At 59.9% G+C, this 24,746-nt stretch carries 23 protein-coding genes and 1 tRNA gene; 12 read left to right on the forward strand and 12 right to left on the reverse strand.

The features are described from left to right. The first annotated feature begins 226 nt into the window (after positions 1-226). Positions 227-1,111, forward strand: coding sequence for a polyphosphate kinase 2 (gene ppk2 / locus E4M07_RS18710; protein WP_136659899.1), 885 nt, complete (start codon positions 227-229; stop codon positions 1,109-1,111). An 8-nt stretch (positions 1,112-1,119) separates the two neighbouring features. Here the strand turns inward: ppk2 and E4M07_RS18715 are convergent, their stop codons facing one another. After that, positions 1,120-2,307: a hypothetical protein gene (locus tag E4M07_RS18715; RefSeq protein WP_136659900.1), complete on the reverse strand. Its 1,188-nt coding sequence runs from the start codon at positions 2,305-2,307 to the stop codon at positions 1,120-1,122. Positions 2,308-2,560: 253 nt separating this feature from the next. On the opposite strand from E4M07_RS18715, the gene E4M07_RS18720 reads away from it, so the two are divergent. The 4 genes from E4M07_RS18720 to E4M07_RS18735 all read left to right on the forward strand — a co-directional run bounded on the left by E4M07_RS18720 (position 2,561) and on the right by E4M07_RS18735 (position 6,067). Further along, positions 2,561-3,574 carry a nitronate monooxygenase family protein gene (locus E4M07_RS18720; protein WP_136659901.1) on the forward strand — a complete coding sequence of 338 codons (1,014 nt, stop codon included), beginning with the start codon at positions 2,561-2,563 and terminating at the stop codon, positions 3,572-3,574. Between the two features lie 71 nt (positions 3,575-3,645). Beyond that, positions 3,646-3,721, forward strand: a tRNA-Thr gene (locus E4M07_RS18725). Positions 3,722-4,050: 329 nt separating this feature from the next. Beyond that, complete coding sequence (locus E4M07_RS18730) at positions 4,051-4,635, forward strand: hypothetical protein (RefSeq protein ID WP_136659902.1); 585 nt, start codon at positions 4,051-4,053, stop codon at positions 4,633-4,635. A gap of 172 nt (positions 4,636-4,807) precedes the next feature. Then, positions 4,808-6,067 (forward strand): Shedu anti-phage system protein SduA domain-containing protein, encoded by a 1,260-nt coding sequence (locus tag E4M07_RS18735; RefSeq protein WP_136659903.1) that lies wholly within the window; start codon positions 4,808-4,810, stop codon positions 6,065-6,067. Between the two features lie 414 nt (positions 6,068-6,481). On the opposite strand, the gene E4M07_RS29140 is transcribed toward E4M07_RS18735, so the two are convergent. Continuing rightward, positions 6,482-6,715: a hypothetical protein gene (locus E4M07_RS29140; protein ID WP_169054282.1), complete on the reverse strand. Its 234-nt coding sequence runs from the start codon at positions 6,713-6,715 to the stop codon at positions 6,482-6,484. A 251-nt stretch (positions 6,716-6,966) separates the two neighbouring features. Between E4M07_RS29140 and E4M07_RS18745 the strand changes: the two genes are divergently transcribed. Next, positions 6,967-7,278: a cytochrome c gene (locus tag E4M07_RS18745; protein ID WP_246660503.1), complete on the forward strand. Its 312-nt coding sequence runs from the start codon at positions 6,967-6,969 to the stop codon at positions 7,276-7,278. 121 nt (positions 7,279-7,399) lie between these two features. Beyond that, positions 7,400-7,828, forward strand: coding sequence for a hypothetical protein (locus E4M07_RS18750; protein ID WP_246660504.1), 429 nt, complete (start codon positions 7,400-7,402; stop codon positions 7,826-7,828). A 149-nt stretch (positions 7,829-7,977) separates the two neighbouring features. Here E4M07_RS18750 and E4M07_RS18755 read toward each other — a convergent pair whose 3' ends face one another. The 7 genes from E4M07_RS18755 to E4M07_RS18785 all read right to left on the reverse strand — a co-directional run bounded on the left by E4M07_RS18755 (position 7,978) and on the right by E4M07_RS18785 (position 14,777). Further along, a complete protein-coding gene (locus tag E4M07_RS18755) occupies positions 7,978-8,445 on the reverse strand; it encodes a cytochrome c (RefSeq protein ID WP_136659906.1) in 468 nt (155 codons plus the stop codon). Between the two features lie 39 nt (positions 8,446-8,484). Continuing rightward, positions 8,485-9,888, reverse strand: a complete 1,404-nt coding sequence (locus E4M07_RS18760) for a multicopper oxidase family protein (protein WP_136659907.1) — start codon at positions 9,886-9,888, stop codon at positions 8,485-8,487. Then, complete coding sequence (locus tag E4M07_RS18765; protein WP_246660505.1) at positions 9,885-10,769, reverse strand: cytochrome c; 885 nt, start codon at positions 10,767-10,769, stop codon at positions 9,885-9,887. Before E4M07_RS18765 ends, E4M07_RS18760 begins: the two co-directional genes overlap by 4 nt. A 15-nt stretch (positions 10,770-10,784) precedes the next feature. After that, on the reverse strand, positions 10,785-11,408 hold the full coding sequence (locus E4M07_RS18770; protein WP_136659909.1) for a cytochrome c: 624 nt from the start codon (positions 11,406-11,408) through the stop codon (positions 10,785-10,787). A gap of 62 nt (positions 11,409-11,470) precedes the next feature. Next, positions 11,471-11,908, reverse strand: coding sequence for a hypothetical protein (locus tag E4M07_RS18775; protein WP_136659910.1), 438 nt, complete (start codon positions 11,906-11,908; stop codon positions 11,471-11,473). Positions 11,909-11,975: 67 nt separating this feature from the next. Continuing rightward, on the reverse strand, positions 11,976-12,371 hold the full coding sequence (gene cueR, locus E4M07_RS18780; protein WP_136659911.1) for a Cu(I)-responsive transcriptional regulator: 396 nt from the start codon (positions 12,369-12,371) through the stop codon (positions 11,976-11,978). 24 nt (positions 12,372-12,395) lie between these two features. After that, complete coding sequence (locus E4M07_RS18785; protein WP_136659912.1) at positions 12,396-14,777, reverse strand: heavy metal translocating P-type ATPase; 2,382 nt, start codon at positions 14,775-14,777, stop codon at positions 12,396-12,398. Positions 14,778-15,008: 231 nt separating this feature from the next. Between E4M07_RS18785 and E4M07_RS18790 the strand changes: the two genes are divergently transcribed. Beyond that, the gene (locus E4M07_RS18790) at positions 15,009-16,463 is read left to right on the forward strand and encodes an alanine/glycine:cation symporter family protein (protein ID WP_136659913.1); all 1,455 of its coding nucleotides are present in this window, start codon (positions 15,009-15,011) and stop codon (positions 16,461-16,463) included. 48 nt (positions 16,464-16,511) lie between these two features. Here the strand turns inward: E4M07_RS18790 and E4M07_RS18795 are convergent, their stop codons facing one another. The 3 genes from E4M07_RS18795 to E4M07_RS18805 all read right to left on the reverse strand — a co-directional run bounded on the left by E4M07_RS18795 (position 16,512) and on the right by E4M07_RS18805 (position 20,286). Beyond that, on the reverse strand, positions 16,512-17,519 hold the full coding sequence (locus E4M07_RS18795) for an NADPH:quinone reductase (RefSeq protein WP_136659914.1): 1,008 nt from the start codon (positions 17,517-17,519) through the stop codon (positions 16,512-16,514). Positions 17,520-17,523: 4 nt separating this feature from the next. Beyond that, a complete protein-coding gene (locus E4M07_RS18800) occupies positions 17,524-19,254 on the reverse strand; it encodes a M28 family peptidase (protein WP_136659915.1) in 1,731 nt (576 codons plus the stop codon). A gap of 240 nt (positions 19,255-19,494) precedes the next feature. Continuing rightward, positions 19,495-20,286, reverse strand: a complete 792-nt coding sequence (locus tag E4M07_RS18805; RefSeq protein ID WP_136659916.1) for an IclR family transcriptional regulator — start codon at positions 20,284-20,286, stop codon at positions 19,495-19,497. A gap of 112 nt (positions 20,287-20,398) precedes the next feature. Between E4M07_RS18805 and E4M07_RS18810 the strand changes: the two genes are divergently transcribed. Genes E4M07_RS18810 through E4M07_RS18825 form a run of 4 tightly spaced genes read left to right on the forward strand, consistent with a single transcriptional unit; the run spans position 20,399 to position 24,745 of the window. Next, positions 20,399-21,154, forward strand: a complete 756-nt coding sequence (locus E4M07_RS18810) for an aspartate/glutamate racemase family protein (RefSeq protein ID WP_136659917.1) — start codon at positions 20,399-20,401, stop codon at positions 21,152-21,154. A gap of 38 nt (positions 21,155-21,192) precedes the next feature. Then, entirely contained in the window at positions 21,193-22,839 is a 1,647-nt protein-coding gene (locus E4M07_RS18815; protein WP_136659918.1) for an ABC transporter substrate-binding protein, read from the forward strand. A gap of 57 nt (positions 22,840-22,896) precedes the next feature. Next, complete coding sequence (locus E4M07_RS18820) at positions 22,897-23,844, forward strand: ABC transporter permease (RefSeq protein WP_281404993.1); 948 nt, start codon at positions 22,897-22,899, stop codon at positions 23,842-23,844. Continuing rightward, positions 23,837-24,745, forward strand: coding sequence for an ABC transporter permease (locus E4M07_RS18825; protein ID WP_136659920.1), 909 nt, complete (start codon positions 23,837-23,839; stop codon positions 24,743-24,745). The genes E4M07_RS18820 and E4M07_RS18825 overlap by 8 nt, the downstream gene beginning before the upstream one ends. Position 24,746: the final 1 nt, after the last annotated feature.

Here is a 24,746-nt window from a genome sequence, read left to right on the forward strand (position 1 = left end):
CTGCCGACGTGTCTGCTCCAAATATCTTCGTCGTTTGCAAAAGCGCCACTTCGCCTTCTATCACCTTCCTGCCGAATTGGGGATCGGATTGGAACAATGCCAAAGAAGCGTGTCGGCACTACACAAACCCGGTGACAAATGCATGACTGCCAAGGTGGATAACGCGGTTGCGCACCGCGGCCCCATCACGGATATATCAAACCGGAAACAAACGGGGAAATGCATCATGGGAAACAAAGCGGGCGACCGGGCCGTGGACCTCGTTATCGACGGCAGGAAACGACGTTTCGACATCGACGATACCGACCTTCCGGGCTGGGTGAAAAAGAAGGCGCTCGGATCGGAAAACTATCCCTATGACGACAAGCTCGACAAGGACGACTACCAGGACCAGCTCGAGGCGCTGCAGCTTGAACTCGTCAAGGTGCAGTCCTGGCTGAAGGAATCCGGCGAGCGGGTGATCGTGGTTTTCGAGGGCCGCGACGCGGCCGGCAAAGGCGGCTCGATCGGCGTCACCCGGGCCTATATGAACCCGCGCACAGCGCGCATCGTGGCGCTTCCCAAGCCGACCGAGCGCGAGCGCGGCCAGTGGTACTACCAGCGCTATGTCGACCATTTCCCGACGACCGGCGAATTCGTCCTCTTCGACCGGTCCTGGTACAATCGGGCCGGGGTCGAGCCGGTGATGGGATTTTGCAGTGAAAACGAGCACCGGCGGTTCCTCGCCGAGACACCGGATTTCGAGCGCATGCCGGTGCATGACGGCATCCACCTTTTCAAGTTCTGGCTGAATATCGGCCGTGAAATGCAGCTCGAGCGGTTCCATGACCGGCGCCACAATCCGCTCAAGGTCTGGAAACTGTCGCCGATGGACATTGCCAGCCTCAACAAGTGGGACGACTACACAAAGATGCGCAACATGATGCTGGAGCACACACACTCGAACCATGCGCCGTGGGCGGTGGTGCGCGCCAACGACAAGCGGCGCGCGCGCCTTAACCTTTTGCGGCACATTCTTTCAACGCTGCCCTATGACGGTCGCGACAGGGGCGCGATCGGCGAGATCGATGACAGGATCCTCGGCTTCGGACCGGAATTTCTGACCGACTGACGGCCCTGTCACTGCGGGCGCATGCGGATGGCGTAGATGTCGACGCCGCGCCCTGCGCCGCTAACGTCGCTGTTGAGCGCCAGGTAACCGGGCGCACCGTCAGCCGCCGCGCCGGTCAGGTCGACGCTGAAAACGATGTCGCCGGCCTCGTAGTTCACGTCGAAACGGTGGCGCCCGCAATTGCCGTCGCCGGGCAGTTGGCACTTGACGTAGACCTGGGTCGGCTCCTCGGCGCTCGAGCGCAGCGTCATCGCCACCAGCGATTTGCCACCGGAAAGGTTCCGCAGGACGCTCGGGTTTAATTCGAACAGGATTTCGCCGTCGGTGCCGGGATCCGATGAAACGACCTGCAGCGCCTGGGCGTCGTTGCTTTCGACCAGCGCCGCCTGCACGTTTCCGCGACGCGAGACCCGCGACATGTCGTCGGGCGTGAAAACCTCGATCCAGTCGCCGGAGAACGTGCCGTCGGTCACCGGATTGCCGGCGAAATCGCCGCCGTCGATCGTCGCCGGCGGATTGGGAATGCTGGTGTCGCGCTGTTCGGCGCTCAGGAAGATGCCGTTGTAAACCGCCCAGAGGATGCCGATGCCGAGAAAGGCGATCGCCAGCGCACTCACCAGGATCAGGGAAAACACCGGCCGGCGGCGGCGCTTCGGCTTGCCGGACCGGCCTTCCGCGCCGATCTTCTCGCCGAGGAGATCTATGTCGGGCACCGAAGCCTTGGCACGTTTCCCGGACCGGCGTTTTTTCTTTTTGGGGGGCGGCGCGTCGACGGGGCCGATGCTCTCGATATCGAGGTTGGCGCCGACCTCAGGCTCGGGTTCGGACCAGCGGATCCGCTCCTTTGGCGGGCGCTTGGCCGGTTGCGCGGGGCGCGGCGGTGATGGCGGAGGCGGCGGCGGTGGTGGTGCGGCGGGTTCCACGGCCGGTTGCTCGGGAGCCGGCGGCCTCTGTCTGGCCGGCCGCGGCTTCGGTTCGGGCGCCGGCGGCGCGATATATTCGGCCTCAATGGAGGCGATCAGGTCCTGCAGGCGACGGTTCTGCGCCGCTGCAGCGTCGCTGCCCCAAATCCCCTGCTTGGCCTGACTGTTGGTCAAGGCGTCGCGGGCCGACTGGTAAACCCGTTCGCGCAGCTTCGGATTGGAGCCGTCAATCTTCAGCAGCGCCTTGCGGATCGCCGTCTCAAATGCCTTCACGCGCTACTCCAGTCAGCCGGCCGGTCCGGCGGTCGGCGCGATCGGCTTCCGCGGTCGGTCATCGGCTGTGGTCCTGTCCCCGAATCTCTCATAACAGTTGCGGCGGCAATTACAAACCCGCCCCGGACCGGCGGCCGCCGGCATTCACATGCCATTTCCCGGGCCGTGCGGAATTTGGACTTTTCAGGCCGCGCAAGGTCTGCTACCCCGTGCTTACGTTTCCGTAAACGTCAATGAACAGGACCATCGCTCCATGACGCTTCCCGCGATCTTGAAGGACAATCTTCGACTGCCGGTCATCGGCTCCCCGCTGTTTATCATCTCGCATCCGCCGCTGGTGCTGGAGCAGTGCAAGGCCGGGATCGTCGGCGCCTTCCCGGCACTCAACGCCCGGCCCGAGGCGCAGCTCGACGAGTGGCTTGCCGAGATGACCGAGGAGCTGGCCAGCTACAATGCGCAGAACCCGGACCGGCCGGCCGCGCCCTTCGCCGTCAACCAGATCGTCCACCGCTCCAATTCGCGGCTCGAGCACGATCTGAAGATGTGCGAGAAGTACAAGGTGCCGATCGTCATCTCGTCGCTCGGCGCGGTGCCGGAGGTCAATGAGGCGATCCATTCCTATGGCGGCATCGTCTTGCACGACATCATCAACAACCGGCACGCAAAATCGGCGATCAACAAGGGCGCCGACGGGCTGATCGCGGTGGCGGCCGGCGCCGGCGGCCATGCCGGGCCACTTTCGCCCTTCGCTCTGGTGCAGGAGATCCGCGAGTGGTTCGACGGGCCGATTGCGCTCTCCGGGGCCATCGCCAACGGCCGCTCGGTGCTGGCGGCGCAGGCGATGGGCGCCGACCTTGCCTATATCGGCACGCCCTTCATCGCCACCAACGAGGCGCGCGCCGTCGATGACTACAAGAAGATGATCGTCGACAGCGCGGCGGCCGACATCGTCTATTCGAACTTCTTCACCGGCATCCACGGCAACTATCTCAAGCCGTCGATCGCCAAGGCCGGCATGGACCCGGAAAACCTGCCCGAGGCCGACCCGTCGAAGATGAATTTCGACGAGAAGCAGACCGGCGCCAAGGCCTGGAAAGACATCTGGGGCTCGGGCCAGGGCATCGGCGCGGTCAAGGAAGTCCGCCCGGTGGCCGACTATGTCGCGCAACTGGACCGGGAATACAGGAAGGCGCTCGAGGACCTGATGAGCGCAACGGCGCAAACCGGCCATTCGGGCAATTTTCCCGCCGCCGGGCAATTTGGCTGAATTTGCATCTTGAAATGCCGGGCGATTGCAGGTAATCGCCCTGCATCCCTTTCCTGCCGCCTCGGCAGCGGGCCGCTGTAGCTCAGTTGGTAGAGCACGTCATTCGTAATGATGGGGTCGGAGGTTCGAGTCCTCTCAGCGGCACCAGTCCATTCGAGACTCCTGTTGGCCATATAGCAGGCCACCTATCCCTCAAATTCGAAGCACCGCCGATCGACTACCGGCTTCGGACGAACAAGCGCACCGGAGAGGAGCAACAGGTTCCGATCGGTGTCGATCCGGGGAAGGCCGACAAATCAAGTTTTGCCGCAAGCAGGCGCTGACAACACACCTGTGCCGAGGTCGCATCTGCACACTACCATGCCATGCAACTATTTGGCGTTTTTGTTTGAACTAAACCCCAGATTGATCAATGATACGTCCGAGCCGTGGTCCAAAACATCGACCCCTTGATTTAAAAAAATGGGGTGGCTTCTATGTCTGAGAAAAAATCAAAATCAGGCGCCATATTGGTCGTATTGGGCATTTTGTTGCCCGGTGGGCTAGTGGTTCTTTTATTCACGCATTTCTTCCCGATCGAATTTGTTCGTGGCGTTCGTGTCGAATGTTCAGTGGATTCTTATCAGGGGCCGTTGATTTTGGCGGTGGGAGAAGGGGAATATCTGATCAGATATAATCCACGACATCGTTTGGACCCGAATACCGGTTTTGACACGAAACTGGTCCTAACATCGGTTCCACCAGGCAACACCGATTACCCTGAGTTCACTTATTGCGCTGAGTTTTCGAAAACTGACGCATCGAATTGTAAGGATGCTTCATCATGGCATGCGAGTAAGAATGACGGGAAGCTTGTCGAGGTAGCGGTGGCAAGGGACACCTACCATCTGGTTAATTTGGACGCCGGCGTTACGCTCCAAGGTACTGTTGTAAGAACCGTCGGAGACAACAATCAACGCGTCGAAGGCACCAATGGTCTAGCAGTGGATGTTACGGTCTCAAAAAAGGGTTTGATCAACTATAACCCGATCCTTCGGGAAAGATGTGCGGCACTACATTAGCAGAAGCATATAGGCGAGTGCCGATCGGCGTCGCTCTCGGGTGGGACTGCGATCCGGAAATGAAAGCACATCACTTCAACACTGACATACAGCAATTCTAGATCTACATCGTTCGCATAACCTGCACCCTTCATTTTTTTATTACTTAATCAATTTTTTTGCGAGATCACAAATGCCGCACGACCATTCAAAAAAACAGGAAACCATCGATTACTTCGACGCCTATGTACAAGCTTTTTCGAGATATATGAGATTGCACGAGAGTGCGTTGAACAATTGTTTTTTGGGAGCCGCACGGCGGAAGGTTTCCATGCAACTCTACTTCGGCAACTCAGTTTTCTGCGCGCGCCTTCTCGGCTCATGGAAGGGAGCCCCGACCGTTGAATGGCAGCCGGACAATTTGACGGATTTGACCACTTGCAAGTACGAAATATCGATCAAAAAAATGAGAGCATACGACTTGGTGTTCGGTATCCAAGTTGCATTCGGAAAGCCCGATATTGATCCCAAATTTCTATGCGATGGCTCTGGTCCGAAATTTGACAATCAAAACCGTTTGAAGCTGTTCACACCGCAGGGAACATGTGGATTGTGGGTGACTGCGCCGCACCTTATTCCCAGCAGAATTAGAAACAAATATGAGAGCGGGAAGATCTCACGCCGTCAAGAATTAACACAATCAGCCAGGCTCTTCCGACCATCCTGGATTCTGCAGTGGTTTTCGACCGACCACGATCCGCTAAGAGGACTGGAAACTGATCCAAAAATTGCTGGTTATGGAGCGGCGGAGAATTTACTTGGATTGGCCGGTTTTAGAGAAGGATCACCAGAACAACGGTTCATTAAAGCAGGATCCGCCCTTGCACTGGCGGTCGCTAGACAATCGAAAACGAATGAGCCGGCAATACATGATGTTATTTCCAAAAACCCAGAGATCCTTGTGATTGACTATGAATCATTCTACTCGAAAAAGAAGCTCCGCTTCACAGAAAATGTCAAGAACGAGGACGGAACGCTAACTCCGGAAATACGAACGATAGTACCAGATTTCGTATACGTTACACACGACCAGAAAATTGTCTGTGTTGAAATCGAAGCGTATGGCAAGCGGCTATTTACAACGGGCGTGGAAACAAATTTTGCTGTGCCTTCCGCTGCAACCAATAGAGCCTCCTATCAGATCGAGAACTACAAAACCATCATTGACGGTTACGGCGGAAACGAAATCAGGGAGCAGTTAGGTTGTCCATCGGTCGCTCCGGCAAGCTTTTTGTTGGTTGTGGGCAGCAAGGATCAAAAAGATTTTGATGAGCGGAGTTGGATGCATCGGCAGACACAACTGGCTAAAGCGGGAATTGAGTTACAAAGTTGGGACTATTATCTGGACAGGTTGAGCAGACTCGCAAAGGCATCCGCGTTCTCTGTCTTGTAGAACGCGAGTTCAATCCATTCAGCTGCTTCGTCTATTCGCTAGAGATTAATCACACCTTCCCAATTTCGCCGACCCCAATAAATCGCCACACAGCACCGCTTGCCAGCTCTGACGGCCGCGGCTACGTTGAAACGGCCAAACGCGCGTCCTGCCCCATTTGAAACCCCTTTAATTTTGATTTGGGTTTGATCGGGCGACCCCGATTTTCGCGACTTTGGCGTCCACCCTTCAAATCCTGCTCCATCGGACCTGTGTCCGACTGTTTTGACAGGTGCCCGCTGGCCCACATTGGCCATGACAACGCGGCTTGCTAAAAGCCAAGTCCACTCTCATTAAACGGTTGATAGCGCCAACCGGACGCTTAGTTTCACGCGGCGACTCTGACAAGAGTTGTGCAGTTGCTTTAAGATTCAATCATCCCGGGATACGTGAACTCCATAACCATAGGGAGGGGATATGCAGGCACTGCAAGACCTTTTCGGCCTTATCGAATTTCTGACATGGGGATAGGCGCTGATCCCGCTCCTCGTGATCTTCGGCGTCTTTATCACCGCCCTCACCAGTTTCGTGCAGTTCCAGTTCTTCAGGCGCATGTTCCGGGTTCTGTCGGGCGCCAACCAGACGGGCGGTTCGTTCCCGATAACTCATGTGGTTTCCACCTTGACCTTCCCCTTGGTGGAAACGCTATCTCCCGTTGGAAAGCTGTCACAATGCCCCTGTTCAATGGCGTTGATGCCAAACCGGAGCACATCTGGTGACACAGTCTGCGCCCGCACCATTTCTGCCTGAGTTCAAGGATGTCTATTTTGTCCAATTTACCCAGATATGCCGTCGTCGGGATCCTCATTGTGGGTGGCGTTTTCACAATCAATAAGCTGATCGGCCGGAGCGATGGCCAGATGCCTGTGAACATAACGGTTCCCGAATTGTCTTCAGCCGCCGCAGCCGGCAAATCCCTGTTCGATGAAAATTGCGCAGCCTGCCATGGAAACAATGCCGCCGGCTCCCCGGATGGGCCGCCGCTGGTTCATATTATCTACGAGCCAGGGCACCATTCCGATGCCTCGTTCTATCTGGCCGTCAGTCAGGGAGTGCGCCAGCACCACTGGACTTTCGGAAACATGCCGGCGCAACCGCATGTGTCCGAGAAAGACGTGGCACTGATCATCGAGTATGTGCGGGAACTGCAGGCCGCCAACGGAATCCGATAACGCTCACCTGAACCGAATTTCCGTGCCCGGTATCGTCACAAAGGTTTGATGTTGACCTTCCATCGTTGGAAGGTTGTAGGGCTGACTCATGAGAACCCTTATTAATATGCCGGAATTCGGTGTGGCAGTATTCTCGTTCCTGCTGCACTTTGTCTGGGAATACCTTCAGGCGCCGACCTATGCAGGCATGATCGAACTGAACCACTGGGACGGCATTAAGTTATGTACGTCCGCGACATTCGGGGATGTCGGGTTCGCTCTCACCGCCTTCTGGGCGACCAGCGCGGCAGCGCGAACCCGGTACTGGTTCGTCAAACCGGCCGCCTGGCAGATGCTGCTCTACATCGCAATCGGCATAGGACTGACCATGGGCTTTGAGTATTACTACACCAACATCAGTCTGCGCTGGACTTATTCGGACCTGATGCCAAGGGTCCCGCCGTTCGGGACCGGATTAAGCCCGTTGTTGCAGTGGCTGATCATTCCACCGCTTGTCCTGTGGTTTACCGGCCGCCACATTGCCCCGGAACATCGGGATGGCCACACATGATGTCGGGTTCGGGAGACATGATGTTCGGCATGTGGTTCGGCTGGCTTGGTATGGTCGGACTGACGATCGTGTTAATCGTTCTTGTTTTTTGGCTGGTCAGATTTTTGATGAGGCAGTGAGACGGTCAGCGTTGGGCCCGGGCGATACGGTCAGTTTACGCGTTGGCGGTTCATCTGGTCGTGGCGCTGACGAATATCCTGCGGCCATTGCGCCTTGATGTAGGACAGCACGGCAACAATCTCTTCATCGGACAGCACGTCCTCATAAATCGGCATGTCGGTCTCGTAATTCTCGAGACCGGCGAATTTCGCAGCGCCGAATTTGGTGAGCCCAAAGAGAACCTCGTCGGTGTGATGCCACGTGTGTCCGGTCGCATCATGCGGCGGCGCCGGCAGGCGGCCATTGGCGCCGGGCGTTTTCCAGTTCGGCTGGCCTTCGAGATTTGCGCCATGGCAGCTGGCACAGCTTTCCGCATAAATCTGCTTTCCCTGCGCAACGATCCGTTCATCGCCGGGTTTAAGCAGAAACACCGCCTGATCATCCGTCGACCAGGTGATGGCTGTATAAAGAACAGCTGCAGCGGCCATGCAGATGGCTAGGAAAAAGACATATCGCATTGCTTTCCTTCCTGGTCCGATGGTTGCCCGCCGTCACCCTCATACGACATCAAACCATGTCGTCATGCCGGCAGCCGCGTGTTCAAGCATGTGACAGTGAAACAGCCACTTTCCTGGATTGTCGGCGACAAATGCGATCGTCGTGATCTGATTGGGGCCAACGAGAAATGTGTCACGCCAGGGGCTGTCTTCCTTCACGCTGCTGCCGCTGCGCTCGATGATCCTAAAATGGTGGCCATGAACGTGCATGGCGTGAACGAAGGCGGTTCGGTTCACGGTTTCGATAATCACGGTTTCACCGCGCGAGCAGCGGAAGGACGGCTCCGCAGCAAAATTCGCGATCCCGTTGAATGCCCAAACCTGACCAGTCTTGCTGAAGTCCGATCCCTTGAGTTTCCTACCCTGATAGACAGTCTCAACCACCGTGCCCATGGCGCCGCCCGTCATATCGAGCCGGAAACGCATGGCTCTGTTCAAATTCGGCTCCGGCAGGCTGTTGGGTTCAAGTCCCGCCGGTTCCGGTTTCAATTCGCCGCCTGCGACCGGTCGCAGGCTGGCAAAAGGAAACGGTCGATCTCCCGACATTTCTTCAATAAGGATCGGGTTCGTATTTTTGGGCACTATCAGGAAATCCACACGCTGTGCCGGACCAATCAGCAAAGGCTCGTAGTTCAGGATTTCCGGTTGAGCAAGCGGCTGTCCGTCATAGGCGATCACCCTGGCGTCAAACCGGTTGGGATCGATCTCCAATATCCGCGCATTTGATACATTGATCAGACGAAGCCGGTAGGCTTCGCCCGCATTCAGTTTGAACTCTGGCTGACTCCTGCCGTTGACGGTCAGCCAGTTGCCCAACCGGCCGCCATGGCTCCATTCCATAGGCGAACCCAGACTAGCGACATCCAGCACCCCGTTGCGATCCAGCAGCCAGTCGTCGGCCATCAGCGTCAGATCGTGCTCCCGGTCAAAGACCGGATCGTCCTCCTCAATAATCAGGGCGCCGTACAGCCCCCTTGCCACCTGGTTCCAGCTCCTGTTGTGCGCGTGATACCAGTAGGTTCCGGCGTCCGGTGCGACGAATTCGTAGACGAATTCCTCACCCGGCATGACGGCATCCTGCGTAAGTCCGGAAACGCCGTCCATGGCATTGTCGATGCGAATGCCGTGCCAATGGATGGACGTCGGTTCCTCGAGGCCGTTCGTAAATCGAACACGCACGCGCTGGCCGCGCTTCACTCTGATTTCAGGGCCCGGAGCGCTTCCGTTATAGGTCCAAAGATCGGATGGCGGATAATCCGGCCGGTAAAGCCGCTGTTTCGACGATCCTGCTGTGATCTCCAGCACGTCCTCCGATGCAGGCGAGGCATCCACCCTCAACGGGACTGTCGCGAAAACAGCCGTGGCCGCAGAGGAACCGAGAAAATCGCGTCGTGTCAGCTTCATTGTGCTTGATTCCGCTCGAGCAGGTAGGTGGCAATGGCGGTGAGGTCTTCATCGCTCAGAAAGGACGTGCCGTCCCGGACGACTTCTCCCATGGCGCCGCCAAACGCGTCGCCATCCGGCAGAATACCGGTTCTGAGAGCATATTTGAGATTGTTGACCGTCCATCCGTTCCGGGCAAGCTCGGCACTGGTAATGGGCGGCGCCTCGCCGCCATCCGGCAATCCGTCCGCTCCATGCAGTTCGAGTTCGGCCTGCCGTGCACCGGCAAAATTCCGAGGTGTATGGCAGGCACCGCAATGCGCCGGCCCCTCGACGATGAACTTGCCGCGGTTCCAGGCCTCACTCTTCCCTTCAACGGGCTCGAATGGATCGGTGTCGAGAAAAATGGCGCGCCATAGTTTCAAACCGGCACGGAAATTGTATGGAAACGACATGTCCTGCGGCGCAGATGGCTGATCGATCGGGGGGACTGTTTGGAACGCCGCCCACAAGTCTGCGATATCCTGATCCGACAGCTTGGAATAGAACGGATAGGGAAATGCCGGATAGTAGGGTTTACCCGACGGGCTGATGCCCTTGCGGACAGCGGTTGCGAATTCCCCAACCGTCCAGCTTCCGATTCCGTACTGTTTGTTCGTCGTCAGGTTAGGCGAATAGAACGTGCCGAAATCTGTTTTGAGCGCGAGACCGCCCGCAAGCGGCGCGCCACCCTGATCGGAATTCGTGTGACAGGCAATGCAACCGGACATGCGCGCGAGATATGCACCACGGGATGCGTTTCCATCCGGAAAATCCACGTTGTCTTTCTGACCGAGCGGCCAAACCGTTAGGGTTGCCGCCCCGGCCCCTGCGAACGCCAGGGCCAGGACAAGCAAAGTCAAAATTCTCCGCATGGACTATTTTTTCTCGATACGGAATTTCGTGTGGCAGGACGAGCACGTCTGGGCGAGCATATTGAACACACCGTCCGCCGGCATCCGGGCAAGCACGGCCGGATCGAGCATCATATCTCGTCCACCACCCATCATGTTGCCCGAGCCGCTCATCATCCCCGAGGCGCCGTCTCCCATCATGGAGCCGCCACCCATCATGTTTGCCCCGCCTTCGCCCATCATGTGGCCCTCGGCATTTCCGCCGGCCATCATGGGACCGTTGTCGGCCGCCGCTTCAAGACCATCGGCGAGAACCCCCAACCGATCGGCCAGGGAAACGAATTCGTCCCAGTTGGTCCATATCTCGGGTTTTGCAACCGACGGCTTTTGCAGGCTGCCTTCCGGAAACTGGCTGGTCATGGCTTCGCCGGCGTGGTTCTTTATCAAGGCGGCACCCTGTTTGACGACATCCGCGTCATAGGGCGTCTCGCCCATCATCATCTTGGAGATCGACTTCACCGCCTTGCTCATCACGCTCATGGCGTCCATGCGTTCCTTCACGATGCCGGTCGCGCCGGTATGGGCATAGGCGGCCGCGGATATCGCTGTAACGACCGATGCGGCAATCAGGTAACTCTGTCTTTTCATTTTCAAACCTCTTGAACTTCTTGCAAAGCAATTGCGCCATCCGCAATTGCACTTCGGTGTGTTCAAGAGACCGATCGTGGCGGCGGTGGATCGCATCCGGACCGGATCAAGTGTCGAGTGATGTCATTTCCATTGGGACCATTTGTCATCGTCCGATGCCAATTGACCGCTCGCACGCCGCCTTGGGACAGCAAATCAGCACCGCAATGCACCACAGAAGTTGGTAATTGCAGATCAGGCCGGCCTGTATCGAGATGTGTGTGGGTGTCGTCTGTATGCTGTCCGTTTGCCGATCTCTCGTGCGTGTGAAAAGCCGCAGCCTCATCAAGATGCGACATCACTCCTCCGGCCACCAGCAAACCAGCCACCGCCAGTAAGGTCAGGCTGCGACAGAGAACCGCCAGCCGGCTTCTTCCATTTATCATCCGCGATATCATTTTTTCTGCATCGCCGTTGTTTATGATTGCCCGGTGAATGTCCTGCCGCGTTGTTGCGATCAAGATAGGATTCCTGCCCTGACCCTTTCGTCATGACTATAAAGCTTCCACCCAGTGGAAGCTCAAGCCGTTATTGATCGTGCAACCCAGCCAGGTCATCGATAATGGGACAGTCGGGTTTGTCGTCGCCGTGGCATTTTTCGGCCAATGAAGACAAAGTCATCCGCAGGGACTGCAGTTCCGTGATCTTACGGTCGATTTCCCCGACTTTGTCGAGTGCCAGAGCCTTCACGTCGGAACTTGCCCGGTTCTTGTCCTGATAAAGCGACAGCAGCAATCTGCATTCTTCGATCGAAAACCCGAGACTGCGTGCCCTTTGCACAAATCTCAGCCGATGAATGTCCTTTTCCGAGTATTTGCGGTAGCCGTTGTCGCTGCGCTCGGGCGTCACCAGTTCAATGTCTTCATAGTAGCGAATGGTTTTTGCCGGCAGGTTCGACAGTTCGGCAGCTTGACCAATATTCATGTCGTTCTCCTGATGGTCATCCGTTCAACGGGGGTCCAGCCCGACGCCTCTCAGCCTCAGCGCGTTGCCGATCACGGATACCGAAGACAGGCTCATGGCCGCGGCCGCAATCATCGGCGACAAAAGCATGCCGGTGATCGGAAAGAGAATACCGGCAGCGATCGGTACGCCCGCCGAGTTGTACGCAAAGGCGAAAAATAGATTCTGCCGGATGTTCCGCAGTGTCGCCAAGGCCAGCCGCCTCGCCCTGACGATGCCGGTCAGATCGCCTTTCAACAGCGTTATACCAGCGCTTTCCACTGCAACATCAGCGCCTGTGCCCATGGCAATGCCGACCTCGGCTGCCGCAAGCGCAGGGGCGTCGTTGACACCGTCACCGGCCATTGCAACCTTGTGTCCCTCGGCGTGCAATGCGTCAACCAGCAGCTTTTTGTCCTCGGGCAGAACGCCGGCCTTGACGTCGTCAATGCCGAGCTTTTCAGCAACAGCTCTCGCAGTGCGCTCATTGTCACCGGTGGCCATGATGATCGTCAGGCCGGCTCGGTGCAACGCTTCGATCGCATCAGCGGTGGTTGCCTTGATAGGATCGGAGACCGCCACGATGCCGGACAGCATACCGTCAATGGCAATGAACATTGCCGTTTTCCCGTCTTCGTTAAGGACGTTGGCCTGCTGATTGAGCGAGTTCGTATCCACCCCTTCCGCAGCCATCATGGCGCTGTTGCCAAGTGAAATAGATTTGCCGTTTGCCATGCCGCGGACACCCTTGCCTGTGACGGCTTCAAATGCGGATGTCTCTACAGCAGCCACACCACGGCTGGCAGCGCCTTCCACAATGGCTTCCGCCAAGGGGTGTTCGGAGCTTTTTTCCAGTGAAGCGGCGGCACCGAGTACCTGGCTTTCTGTCAATTCACCGACAGTCAGAACATCGGTCAGAACAGGTCTGCCCTCTGTCAGAGTACCGGTTTTGTCGACCACAAGAACATCGACTTTGGCCATGCGTTCCAACGCTTCGGCGTCCTTGATGAGCACACCGGCCTGAGCGCCCCTTCCGGTTGCGGTCATGATCGACATCGGGGTCGCCAGACCGAGCGCGCAGGGACAGGCGATGATCAGCACCGACACGGCTGAGACGATGGCATAGGCGAACGCCGGGCTCGGACCGAACAGAAGCCAGACGACAAAGGCGACCACGGCGATTACAACGACCGTTGGAACGAAGTAGGATGCAACTTTGTCGGCGAGCCCCTGTATCGGGGCACGTGAGCGCTGCGCAGATGCGACCATGGCGACGATCTGTGACAGGACCGTTTCGTCGCCGACCTTTTTGGCTTCGATGATAAGCGAACCGTTGCGGTTGATCGTGCCACCGGTGACCGGGTCGCCAGCGGATTTTTCGACCGGCACCGGTTCTCCCGTCAGCATGCTCTCGTCCACAGATGTGCTGCCTTCGATCACCACCGCATCCACCGGGACCGATTCACCCGGCCGGACGCGCAGGCGATCGCCTTCGATAATGTTTTCAAGCGGCGCATCATATTCGTCGCCATCGGGCGTGACCCGGCGTGCCGTTTTAGGCGCGAGATCCAGCAGAGCCTTGATCGCGTCGCCTGTGCGCTCCCGCGCCCTCAACTCCAACACCTGGCCCACAAACACCAACGCGACAATCACAACCGCAGCCTCGAAGTAGACCGGCACGTGTCCGCCTTCGGAACGGATACCGGCGGGGAAGATGCCCGGCACAAATGTTGCGATTGTGCTGTAAAGATACGCCGCGCCCACGCCGATCATGATCAGCGTCCACATGTTCAAGTTCCAGGTCCGGATCGAAGAGACGCCACGCTGGAAAAACGGCGCGGCGGCCCACAGGATGACGGGTGTTGCCAGCACAAACTCGATCCAGAGAGCGGTCCGTTCACCGATCAGATCCCGAACCGGCAATCCGACCATTGGCGCCATAGTGAGGATGAGCAGCGGCACCGCTGCAAAGACACTCACCCAAAGCCGCCGCGTAAAGTCGATCAGTTCATGGTTGGGCTCGTCCGAAACACCATCCAGCGGCTCGAGCGCCATACCGCATATCGGGCAGGAACCGGGCCCATCCTGAACGATTTCCGGATGCATCGGGCAGGTGTATTTCGTGTCCGCCGCGGCCGTCTCCCGCATTTGCCTGTTGTTGCCGGATACGAAGAAATAAGGATCTTCCTCGAACCGGTCGTGGCATTTCGAACTGCAGAAATTGTAGTCCCTACCCTTGTATGACAGCGACGGCTTGTCGGAATTGACATCTACCGTCATGCCACAGACAGGATCGACCACACCCCCGGAAACGGTCGGTAAATCATGCGCGTGGCCGCAAGCGGTGTGATCGTTGTCATGCTTTTTTACGGCAGTGTGATGGTCCATTGGATACACCCGTCAGATATGTGATCTGACCGGGTTATAGGCCTTCCAGTAACTGGAAGGTCAAGGGCGGTGCACAAAGTATTCTTCTATCCCGATCCCCACCCTCATTAACGGTTGATAGCGCCATCCGGGCGCTTAGTTTCAGGCGGCGACTCTGATAAGAGTTGTGCAACTGCTTTGAGATTCAATCTTCCCGGGATACGTGAACTCCAGAACCATAGGGAGGGGGATATGCAGGCACTGCAGGACCTTTTCGGCCTTATCGAATTTCTGACATGGGGGTGGGCGCTGATCCCGCTCCTCGTGATCTTCGGCGTCTTCATCACCGCCCTCACCGGTTTCGTGCAGTTCCAGTTCTTCAGGCGCATGTTCCGGGTGCTGTCGGGCGCCAACCAGACGGGCGATCCGAACGCGATCTCGGCGCGCGAGGCGCTGCTGATTTCCGTTGGCGGTCGCGTCGGCGGCGGCAACATCGCCGGGGTGGCGGTGGCCATCACGCTCGGCGGACCGGGCGCGGTGTTCTGGATGTGGGCCATCGCGCTCGTCGGCATGGCGACCAGCCTGGTCGAGTGCTCGCTGGCGCAGCTCTACAAGCGCCGCGAGCCGAACGGCGACTTCCGCGGCGGACCGGCGCGGTCGATCATCCACGGCCTCGGCGAGGAGTTCCACTGGCTCGCGGTGGTCTACGCGGTCTGCCTGATCGCGGCCTTCGCCCTCGGCTTCAACGCGTTTCAGGGCAACACCGTCGCCGGCGCCGTGCAGGACAGTCTCGGGATCGGCCGCCTGTGGACCGGCATACTGCTGGCCGTCGTCGCCGGCTTCATCGTCTTCGGCGGCATCCACAGGATCGCCAAGGCCGCCGACGTGATCGTCCCGATCATGGCGCTCGGCTATATCCTGATGGCGCTGGTGGTGATCGTCCTCAATATCGGCTCGGTGCCGGGCGTGCTGATCAGCATCTTCAACAACGCCTTCGGCTTCGAGGAAGTGGTCGGCGGCGGCATGGGAGCGGCGATCGCGCAGGGGCTGCGGCGCGGCCTGTTCTCCAACGAGGCCGGCCTCGGCTCGGCGCCGAACGTCGCGGCGACGGCGGATGTGCGGCATCCGATCAGCCAGGGCATCACGCAGGCGTTTTCGGTCTTTATCGACACGATCTTCATCTGCAGCTGCACGGCATTCATCATTCTGCTGGGCGACGTCTACGTGCCGGGCGCCGAAGGCATCGACGGCATCGCGCTGACGCAGCAATCCCTCGTCTCGCATCTCGGCGGCTGGTCGCAGTACCTGCTGTCGCTGATGATCCTGCTCTTCGCGTTCAGCTCGATCATCTACAACTACTATCTGGGCGAGAACGCGCTGACGGTGATGACCAAGAATGCGCTCGCGACCAACGCGCTGCGCGTCATCGTGATCTGCATCGTCTTCCTCGGCGCGACCGCGCCGGGCGCGACCGCGGTGTTCTTCTTCTCCGATCCGCTGATGGGCGTGCTCGCGGTGGTGAACCTCGTGGTGATCATGATGCTGCTGCCCACCTGCCTGCGCATCCTCAAGGACTTCCGCCGGCAGCTCAACGAGGGGGTCCAGCGGCCGGTGCTCAACCCGGACGATTTTCCGGATCTCGATCTCGACCGAACGGCCTGGACCGGGGTCGATCCCGAAAAGCAGGGCGAGAGCGCTTCGACCTGACAACGACAAGGCGACGCGGGGTCCCGGCCCCGCGTTTTGCCATGGAGTTCAAATCTCCAGAACGACGTTGCCGATGGCTTCGCCCGATTCAACGTGTTCATGGGCCTCGGCAATGCGTTCCAGCGGAAAACGCCGGGCAATGGCGACATGCAGCGCGCCGTTCGCCGCCATGTCGGAGATCAGCGCCTGCGCCGCGTCCACGACATCCGGCGTCAAAAGGAACCCCTGGATGAAGCGCAGCGTGGCGCCTCGAAAGGCGAAATCGTAATAGGGCAGGACCGGCTCCGGCACCGCCGTGGACGAATAGGCGGCAATCACCGCATGGGGCCTGATGATCCGCCGCGTCTGTTCGAGATTGGCGCCGAAGTCCACTTCGACAACGCGGTCGACGCCCTCTCCGCCCGTCAATTCCATGACCCGCCCGGCGACATCCTCGTCATGCCGCAGGACGATGTCCCGGACACCGACGGCCCTCACGTGGGCGGCCTTTTCGGCGCTGCTCACGGTGGCGATGACACGCGCGCCACCAGCGCGGGCGAACTGCGCGGCAAAGTGGCCGACGGCGCCGGCGGCGCCGGTGACCAGTACGGTCCTGTCCTCTACGGACCCGTCCGCGAACACAGCGTGGAACGCCGTCAGCGCCGGAATGCCGAGGCACGCGCCTTCTGCGAAGCCGAGCGGCTCCGGCAGCTCGAAAACCTGCGCCGCGGGAAGCGATATCCATTCGGACGCGGTGCCGTACGCCCTGCCGGCCTCGCCATAGCCGCCCTGGGCATTGCGCATCCAGACCCGCTTGCCGAGCCACGAAGGCGGCACATCCGCGCCGACGGCCTCGACGATGCCGGCGCCGTCGGCGTGCGGCACAATCAAATCATGCTCCAGGGAAAGGCCGCCCCAGCCGGCGCGGCGCTTGACGTCGGCCGGGTTGATCCCGGAGGTGCGGACCCGCACCCGCACGTCACCGGGCTTTAAAGGTCCGCCGGGATCATCGGGCAGCGCGCCGGTCTCCAGAACCTCGGAGGCCGGCCCGGTCCGCCTGTACCAGGCCGCCCGCATCGGTTCAGGCGTGGCTCAGCCGCTCGACCTGCCGCTTGGCCTGGCGCATGGCCGAGACCAGACGGTTCTGGCCGCGGGTGAGCTGCGTCAGCGCGAAGCCCTCGGTGCCGTTGGTGTACTGATCGAGCTCACTTGCCACCGAAATCGTCGGAAGCGGCGGCACCGTCAGCGCCGGATCGTGCCGGAAACGGGCTTCGCGGGTGAAGTTGATCGGCACCAGGATCCTGGCGAGTTCCTGAATGACCGTGTTGGCCTCACCCGCGGCAACGGCGCCAGAGGAGACACCGCCGTAGAAACTCTCGAGCGCGGCGTGCAACTCCTCGACGGCGGCCCTTGACGGGCCAAGGTCGAAGCGGTCCCCGGCGCGCTGCTGGTATGTGCCGATGGTGGCGAGGAACTCGCGCGTCGTCTCGCGCCAGTCGAACGGCAGGATTTCGGCGTTGGCATTGCGGTAGACGGCAAGCAGGTAGAGCTTGATGTCGCGCAGCAGAATGTCCCTGTCGGCAATTTCAAGCGTGTCGTTCTCCGTGTGCCAAGCAATGTTGCCGCCGCAACCGCCGACGGCGTAGTAGCCTTTTTCCTCGCGCATCGCCTCGGTCATTGTCGAGGACAGCATGAAATAGCTGGAGATGCCGATATTGTTGAACGAATAGTCGCCGGCCCGGTGCGGCCGCTCGCCGAATGTCGGCTTGCCGGCCACGTCCTCGATCGCCCTGGCGACGAAGGCGTCGGTCTCGGACATGCGCGAAAGATTGAGGAATTCCGTCGCCCAGCGGCAGCCGGGGCTGTCGCAATTGACCTGCGCGACGCAGTTCTCCTCAAGATCGATGGCGAATTCGTCGGCGAACCAGGTGGAGCCGGCATAGCGGCCGGTGGAGTGGCCGGGCCACCAGGCGATGCGCACCGAGCGATCCAGCTTGTCGCGGTTCTTCCACAGGACGCGTGCCACCTCCATGAGGGTCGCATCGCCCGTCGCATTGTCGCCGACACCGACATCCCAACTGTCGAGGTGGCCGTGCAGGAGCACGTATTTTTCCGGCTCCTTCGAACCGCGGATGAAGACTTCCGGGAGTTTCGAGCGGAACCAGCCCTCTTCCATCTCGGTGAAGAGCTTCACCGTGCCGCCCGCCTTGGCAATCTCTATCAGCGCCTGGCCGTCGGGATTGTTGACGGCGACGGAGACGACATTCGGCTTGCGCGGCAGGTCATCGAGGTCCGGCGTTCCCCACACGGTGGTGCAAATGCCCCAGTGTATGTCGACGCCCGGATTGATGCCGATAACGCCGATCGCACCCAGTTCCTCGAACTGGGCGATCATGCCGGGGCTGGCGAAACCCTCCGAAATGACGATCTTGCCGTCGATCAGCGCGCGCACGTCGCGGGTCGGGTCGAGCTTCTTGTCGAAGATCGTGTCGATGTCGTCGGCCTGGTTGGCGCCGATATAGACCAGCTCGCCTTCGAGCCCGTTGCGGGCGTCGAGACTGTAGGCCGGCGGCTTGGCCCGGAAGGTCTGGCCGCCCGCCTCGACGCGGGCTTCGCCCGGAAGGCTGAGAAACAGGTTCGGCTGGTGAACCGTGACTTCAACGCCGTGATTGCGCAGCCGCGAGACGACTTCCTCCATGCCGCGGTCAACGTCGGCGGGATGCTCCCGCTTGAAGGTCGAAAAACTCTCCACCAGGCCCCACGGCTCATCGAGACTGACGTCGGACAGGAGTGCTTTTTCAGTTTCATTCATCGGGGGTCTCCTCACTGGACGCGGCGGCACTTCACCGCCGGTGCCCGGCCGGCCCCGGCGAATGCCTGTTGTTTCATTCAATAAAACACTGTTTTGTTTTAGGAATACCAAGCTTACGGCGGCAAATCAAGTGCCGATGCGCCAGGAACGGGTTGCAGACGGAGATTTATTGACGCGAAAGGTGCCGAACAGACCGGGCCGCGATGGCATGCGCGGCGTCGCCGGACGCCTGCGCGGCGGCTATTCCGCGGCCACGCCGGGCATGCCGGCAGGGGCGCCCAGACCAACCGATATGACCGCCGCGGACGCGAGCACGTCCTTCAAAATGCGGCTCTGAAGATCCTTGTCGAGCCGCGCCACCGGGCCGGCCACGGAAATGGCGGCCACGACATCGCGGCCGGGACCGTATATGGGCGCGGCAATGGAAAACGCGCCTTCGTCGAGATCGTTGCGGGTGACGTGGAAACCGTCCAAGGCGATACGCGCCAGTTTCCTTTGCAGCTCGACGGGATCAGTGATGGTCTTCGACGCAAAGTGGGTCAGCGGTCCCGACAGCATCTCGGCCTGCACTTCCGCCGGCGCAAATGCCAGCAGGACCATGGAGCCGCCGCCGGCATGCAGCGGGCCGTGCCGCCCCGGCGCCGCATAAAGGCGCATGGAATGGCGGCTTTCGCGCGTGGTGACCACCAGCGCGTTCAGGCCGTCGCGAACAATCAGGTTTACGTTCTCGTTGAACCGGTCCCTCAGCGCGTCCATCTGCGGTTCGGCGACAAGCAGAAGGCCGCGCTTCTTGGCCGCCTCGTCGCCGAGATGCCAGGCCCGGTAACCCAGCCCGTAATGCGAACTCGTCTCGTTCTTGGCGACATAGCCGCGGGCCTCGAGGGTATGCAGAATGCGGAACACGAGGCTCTTCGTCATGCCCAGTTCGGCCGCCATCTCGGTGACGCCGAGTTCGCCCTTTTCGCTGAGGATCTCCAAAACACTTAGCGCCCGGTCAACGGCGGCAATCCGGTAATCCCTTGAATCACTCATTTCATACCTTTCGCGCCGGGACTTGCATGAACCAGCTGTTTCACGTAGTCTAAAAAACTAAAACAGTGTTTTACTCATTGAAACAACAACCGTCAACTCTGGATTGATGATCATGCGCATCGCCTATGCCGTTCCAGGACCAATGTCAAAGGGCCCGATGGGTGCCGCCGAGGTCACACGCCGCGAAAAACTGCTTAACAGCTGGGCTTTCGAGGGCACGAAGGTGGAGGTCAGGGATGTGCCGACCGGACCCGCATCGATTGAATCGGCCTACGAGGAAGCGCTCTCGATTCCCCCGACACTCGATTTGCTGATGCGGCTGGAGGACGAGGGTTTCGATGCGGCGATCATCGGCTGTTTCGGCGACCCGGGGCTCGAGGCGGCCCGCGAACTCGTCTCCATGCCCGTCGTGGGCCCGTGCGAATCCTCCATGCTGCTTGCCGCCGCGCTCGGCCACAAGTTCAGCGTCCTGACGATTTTCGATTCGCTCATCGCGGGCCAGGAATACCTGGCCGTCAAAGCCGGCGTGCGCGAAAAGCTGGCCTCCGTGCGGGCGACGGGAATTCCCGTACTTGAGCTAATGACCGATTTCGAGGCGACGAAATCGCGGCTTGTGGACGTCGCCACGCAATGCGTCGAGCAGGACCGCGCCGACGCCGTCATCTTCGGATGCATGACCATGTCCTTCCTGGACATGTCGGATGAGATATCGGCCTCGGTCGGCGTGCCGTTCCTCAACGCCGGCAAGGCGGCGCTGAAGCAGGCCGAGACACTCGTTTCAATGGGGATCGCCCATTCGAAAACCGCCTTCGCGACACCGCCAAAGGTGTCCGAGGGACAAACGGTCGCCGACCTCAAGGTCGGATAACGGCCGCAAAAACGAAAACTCACCAGGGAGATTGGAACATGAGGAAGTTACTGACCATGGCCGTCCTGCTCGCGGGAACGGCTGCCGCCACACAGGCCTTCGCGGCGGGCGACAAGATTCGGGAAATCACACTCACCACGCGCCCGCAGGCGGCGCAGCCTCAGGAATTCCAGTTCGTGCAGCTGATCGCGCAGGAATGGCGCAAGCTCGGGCTCGACGTCAAGGTCGACGTCATGCCGTGGGAGCAGATGGCGGACCTTGTCTGGTACAACCGCGACAAGTGGGACACGACCGGCTGGCAGATGGTGGGCCGCCCGGAACGCTCGGACCCGGACGAACTGATCTACAACCTGTTTCATTCGTCAACGGCCCCGAAGGGCTACAATTTCATCGGCTACAACAATCCCGAACTCGACGCGACCGTCGAGGCACAGCGCATCGAAACCGATCCCGACAAGCGCAAGGAACTGCTCTACAAGGCGCAGTCGATCCTCGCGGAAGACCAGCCGAACCTGATGCTGGTGCACCCGAAATCGACCTTTGCGTTCGACAAGACCGTGTGGAATCCGGCGACCGTGATCGACCAGGGCGGCATCGGAATCAAGAACACATGGACCTTCATCTCGATGGAGCCGGCCGGCGATCAGAAGGACATCATCCTCAACTCGTCCGACAATATCCAGGGCATCAACCCGCTGTGGATCTCCGGCGGAACCGACAGCTGGATCACCGAGCTCATCTGGGACCGCCTGTTGCGCATCGGGCCGGACGGCCTGCCGCAGCCATGGGCGGCCGAAAGCTACGAGTGGCTTGACGACAAGACCATCGAGCTGACGCTGCGCGACGGCATGAAGTGGCACGACGGTCAGCCGGTCACCGTGGACGACGTCAAGTTCTCGTTCGAAGCGGCGATGGGCGACGAGGCGCCGATGTACAAGCCGTTTGTCGGCAATATCGAGGCCATCGAGACCAACGGCAACAAGATCACGTTCAAGCTGGTCAATCCGACCGCAGCGTTCCTGACCGCGAGCCTCGCCAAACTCAATATCATCCCCAAGCACGTGTGGGAGCCGGTTCTGGCCGATCTCGCCACCAAGGAAGAGAACGCCGAGGACTACCAGGAAGAAACACCGATCGGCTCGGGTCCGTTCAAGTTCTCAAGCTGGACGACCAACGAGGAAGTCGTGCTTGAGGCCAACAAGGATCACTTCTCGCCTCCCAAGGCTGAGCGCTGGATCCTTCGGATCGTCCCCAATACGGAAGCTGCCATCGGCATGCTGCGCTCCGGCGAGATCAACTTCCTCGCCGATTTCTCGGGCGATCCGAAGATCCTGCTCGACCTGATGGAGCAGGACGGCGACCTTGAAGTGGTATCGACCGTCGACATGGGCTTCCGCTACGTGGCCTTCAATCACCGACGTCCGCCCTTCGACGATGCGGAATTCCGCAAGGCCCTGTCCTATGCGATCAACCGGGACCTTATCGTCGGCGCGGCGTTCCGCGGTTTTGCCGTGAAGTCGAATTCGGTGATTTCTCCGGCGCTCGGATTCTGGCACAATCAGGCCGTCAACGATTTCTCAACCGGAACGGATGTGGCGAAATCGATCCTCGAAAACGCGGGATACGAGATCAAGGGCGGCGCCCTCCACTACCCGGAAGGCGTGAAGGAAACCCTGGCGCAATAGAACGCGCCGGCTCGGAGGTACCGAACCATTCTCGGGTTTAAGCAAATAGGCGGCCGCCTGGCGCAACTGGTCTTTGTGCTCTGGGCGGTCGCCACGATCCTTTTCCTGATGTTCCGGCTGATGCCGACCAATCCCCTGGCAGCCTATATCGATCCGACGTTCACCGAAGAACAGCAACAGCTGCTGATGGCGAAATTCGGTCTCGACCGGCCGCTGTGGGAGCAGTATTTCATCTACCTGAAAAACCTCCTGCAGGGCGAATTGGGCGACAGTTTCTTCTACCGCCAGCCGGTCGGCGAGCGGGTGATGGAACTGCTGCCCAATACGCTGGTCCTCACCTTCAGCTCGCTGATCATCGCCTATGTGTTCGGCATCATCGTCGGCGCATGGCTCGCATGGAAACGCGACAGCGTCGCCGAGCGCGCGGCCATTCCGCTGGTGCTGACGACGCGGGCGATGCCGGAGTTCTGGCTCGGCATGCTGCTGCTTGCGGTGTTCAGCTTCACGCTGGGCTGGTTCCCGGCGGGCGGCACGCGCAGCCCGGGCTCCGAATATGACGGCTATCTCGCCCTTTACACATCACGGGATTTCCTCGCCCACCTGGTGCTGCCGGCGATGACACTGGCCATCTACAGCCAGGGACTGCCGTTGCTTTTGATGCGCTCCAACATGCTGGAGGTCATGAACGAGGATTTCGTCACCATGGCCCGCATCAAGGGGCTTTCCAACTGGACGGTCGTCGTGCGCCACGCGGCGCGCAACGCCCTGTTGCCGGTGATGACCTCGTTCGCCATCGCGGTCGGCTACCAGATCCAGGGCAATGTGGTGGTCGAGACCGTGTTCTCGTGGCCGGGCCTCGGGCGGGAGCTGGTCAACGCCGTTTCGGCGAGCGACTATCCGCTGGCCCAGGGCGCCTTCCTCATGATCGCCGTCGTGGTGGTGCTGATGAACCTTCTGGCCGACCTGCTCTACAGCCTGCTCGACCCGAGGATCTCCCATGCATAGCGATTCGGCCAGCGCGGAACCGATCCGGGGCGGCAGCGTGCTGCGGTGGATCCGGCGCATACACCTGCCGCTGGACGATCCCTTCGCTATTGCCGGCCTGCTCATCTACGCGGTGTTCATACTGGTCGCCGTCTTTGCCGACCAGCTCGCCACCCACGACCCGCTGGAGATCCTGTTCACGCAGGACTATCAGCTCGCCGCCGACCTCAGGCCCGGCGAGGACGGCTTTGTCCTCGGCACGACCAGCCTTGGCCGCGACATCTATTCCCAGCTCGTCTACGGCTCGCGCAGCGCGCTGCTGATCGGCATCACCGCGGCGTTCATGGTCGCCGTCATCGGCACCGTGGTGGGGCTGCTGGCCGGCTATTTCCGCGGCTGGACGGACATCGTGCTGATGCGCGCCGCGGACATCGCCTTCGGCATCCCGTTCCTGCCCTTCGTCATCGTCCTTGCGGCCTTTCTCGAGCCGTCCATCTGGAACGTGGTTTTCGCCATGGCGCTGATCCTGTGGCGCGACACCGGCCGGGTCATACGCAGCCAGGTGCTGACGCTGCGCACGCGCGCCTATATCGACGCGGCGCGGGTTTCCGGTTCGTCGGATCTCAAGATCGTGTTTCGCCACATCGCCCCGAACATCCTGCCGCTCAGCTTCCTCTACGGCTCCATCGCCATCGGTTGGGCCATCCTGACGGAAGCGGCCATCAGCTTTCTCGGTTTCGGCGATCCGGAAACGATATCCTGGGGATACATGCTGCAGGACGCCTATGCCAGCCAGGCGCTGTCGACGGGCGGCTACTACTGGTTCGTGCCGCCCGGCATCTGCATCGTGCTGGTGGTCGTCGCCGGTTTCTTCATCAGCCGCGGCTATGAGGAAATCCTGTTTCCGAAGTTGAAGGAGTAGG

The organism is Nitratireductor sp. XY-223 (genome assembly GCF_004959855.1).
In the GTDB taxonomy this organism is placed as follows: domain Bacteria; phylum Pseudomonadota; class Alphaproteobacteria; order Rhizobiales; family Rhizobiaceae; genus Hoeflea_A.

Coding starts and splice junctions, on each gene's coding strand:
- E4M07_RS18810 (WP_136659917.1), top strand. CDS start 20,399: ATGCGCATCGCCTATGCCGTTCCAGGACCAATGTCAAAGGGCCCGATG.
- E4M07_RS18760 (WP_136659907.1), bottom strand. CDS start 9,888: ATGAAGCTGACACGACGCGATTTTCTCGGTTCCTCTGCGGCCACGGCT.
- E4M07_RS18785 (WP_136659912.1), bottom strand. CDS start 14,777: ATGGACCATCACACTGCCGTAAAAAAGCATGACAACGATCACACCGCT.
- ppk2 (WP_136659899.1), top strand. CDS start 227: ATGGGAAACAAAGCGGGCGACCGGGCCGTGGACCTCGTTATCGACGGC.
- cueR (WP_136659911.1), bottom strand. CDS start 12,371: ATGAATATTGGTCAAGCTGCCGAACTGTCGAACCTGCCGGCAAAAACC.
- E4M07_RS18735 (WP_136659903.1), top strand. CDS start 4,808: ATGCCGCACGACCATTCAAAAAAACAGGAAACCATCGATTACTTCGAC.
- E4M07_RS18720 (WP_136659901.1), top strand. CDS start 2,561: ATGACGCTTCCCGCGATCTTGAAGGACAATCTTCGACTGCCGGTCATC.
- E4M07_RS18825 (WP_136659920.1), top strand. CDS start 23,837: ATGCATAGCGATTCGGCCAGCGCGGAACCGATCCGGGGCGGCAGCGTG.
- E4M07_RS18770 (WP_136659909.1), bottom strand. CDS start 11,408: ATGAAAAGACAGAGTTACCTGATTGCCGCATCGGTCGTTACAGCGATA.
- E4M07_RS18730 (WP_136659902.1), top strand. CDS start 4,051: ATGTCTGAGAAAAAATCAAAATCAGGCGCCATATTGGTCGTATTGGGC.
- E4M07_RS18745 (WP_246660503.1), top strand. CDS start 6,967: ATGCCTGTGAACATAACGGTTCCCGAATTGTCTTCAGCCGCCGCAGCC.
- E4M07_RS29140 (WP_169054282.1), bottom strand. CDS start 6,715: ATGAGTTATCGGGAACGAACCGCCCGTCTGGTTGGCGCCCGACAGAAC.
- E4M07_RS18815 (WP_136659918.1), top strand. CDS start 21,193: ATGAGGAAGTTACTGACCATGGCCGTCCTGCTCGCGGGAACGGCTGCC.
- E4M07_RS18790 (WP_136659913.1), top strand. CDS start 15,009: ATGCAGGCACTGCAGGACCTTTTCGGCCTTATCGAATTTCTGACATGG.
- E4M07_RS18805 (WP_136659916.1), bottom strand. CDS start 20,286: ATGAGTGATTCAAGGGATTACCGGATTGCCGCCGTTGACCGGGCGCTA.
- E4M07_RS18800 (WP_136659915.1), bottom strand. CDS start 19,254: ATGAATGAAACTGAAAAAGCACTCCTGTCCGACGTCAGTCTCGATGAG.
- E4M07_RS18795 (WP_136659914.1), bottom strand. CDS start 17,519: ATGCGGGCGGCCTGGTACAGGCGGACCGGGCCGGCCTCCGAGGTTCTG.
- E4M07_RS18755 (WP_136659906.1), bottom strand. CDS start 8,445: ATGCGATATGTCTTTTTCCTAGCCATCTGCATGGCCGCTGCAGCTGTT.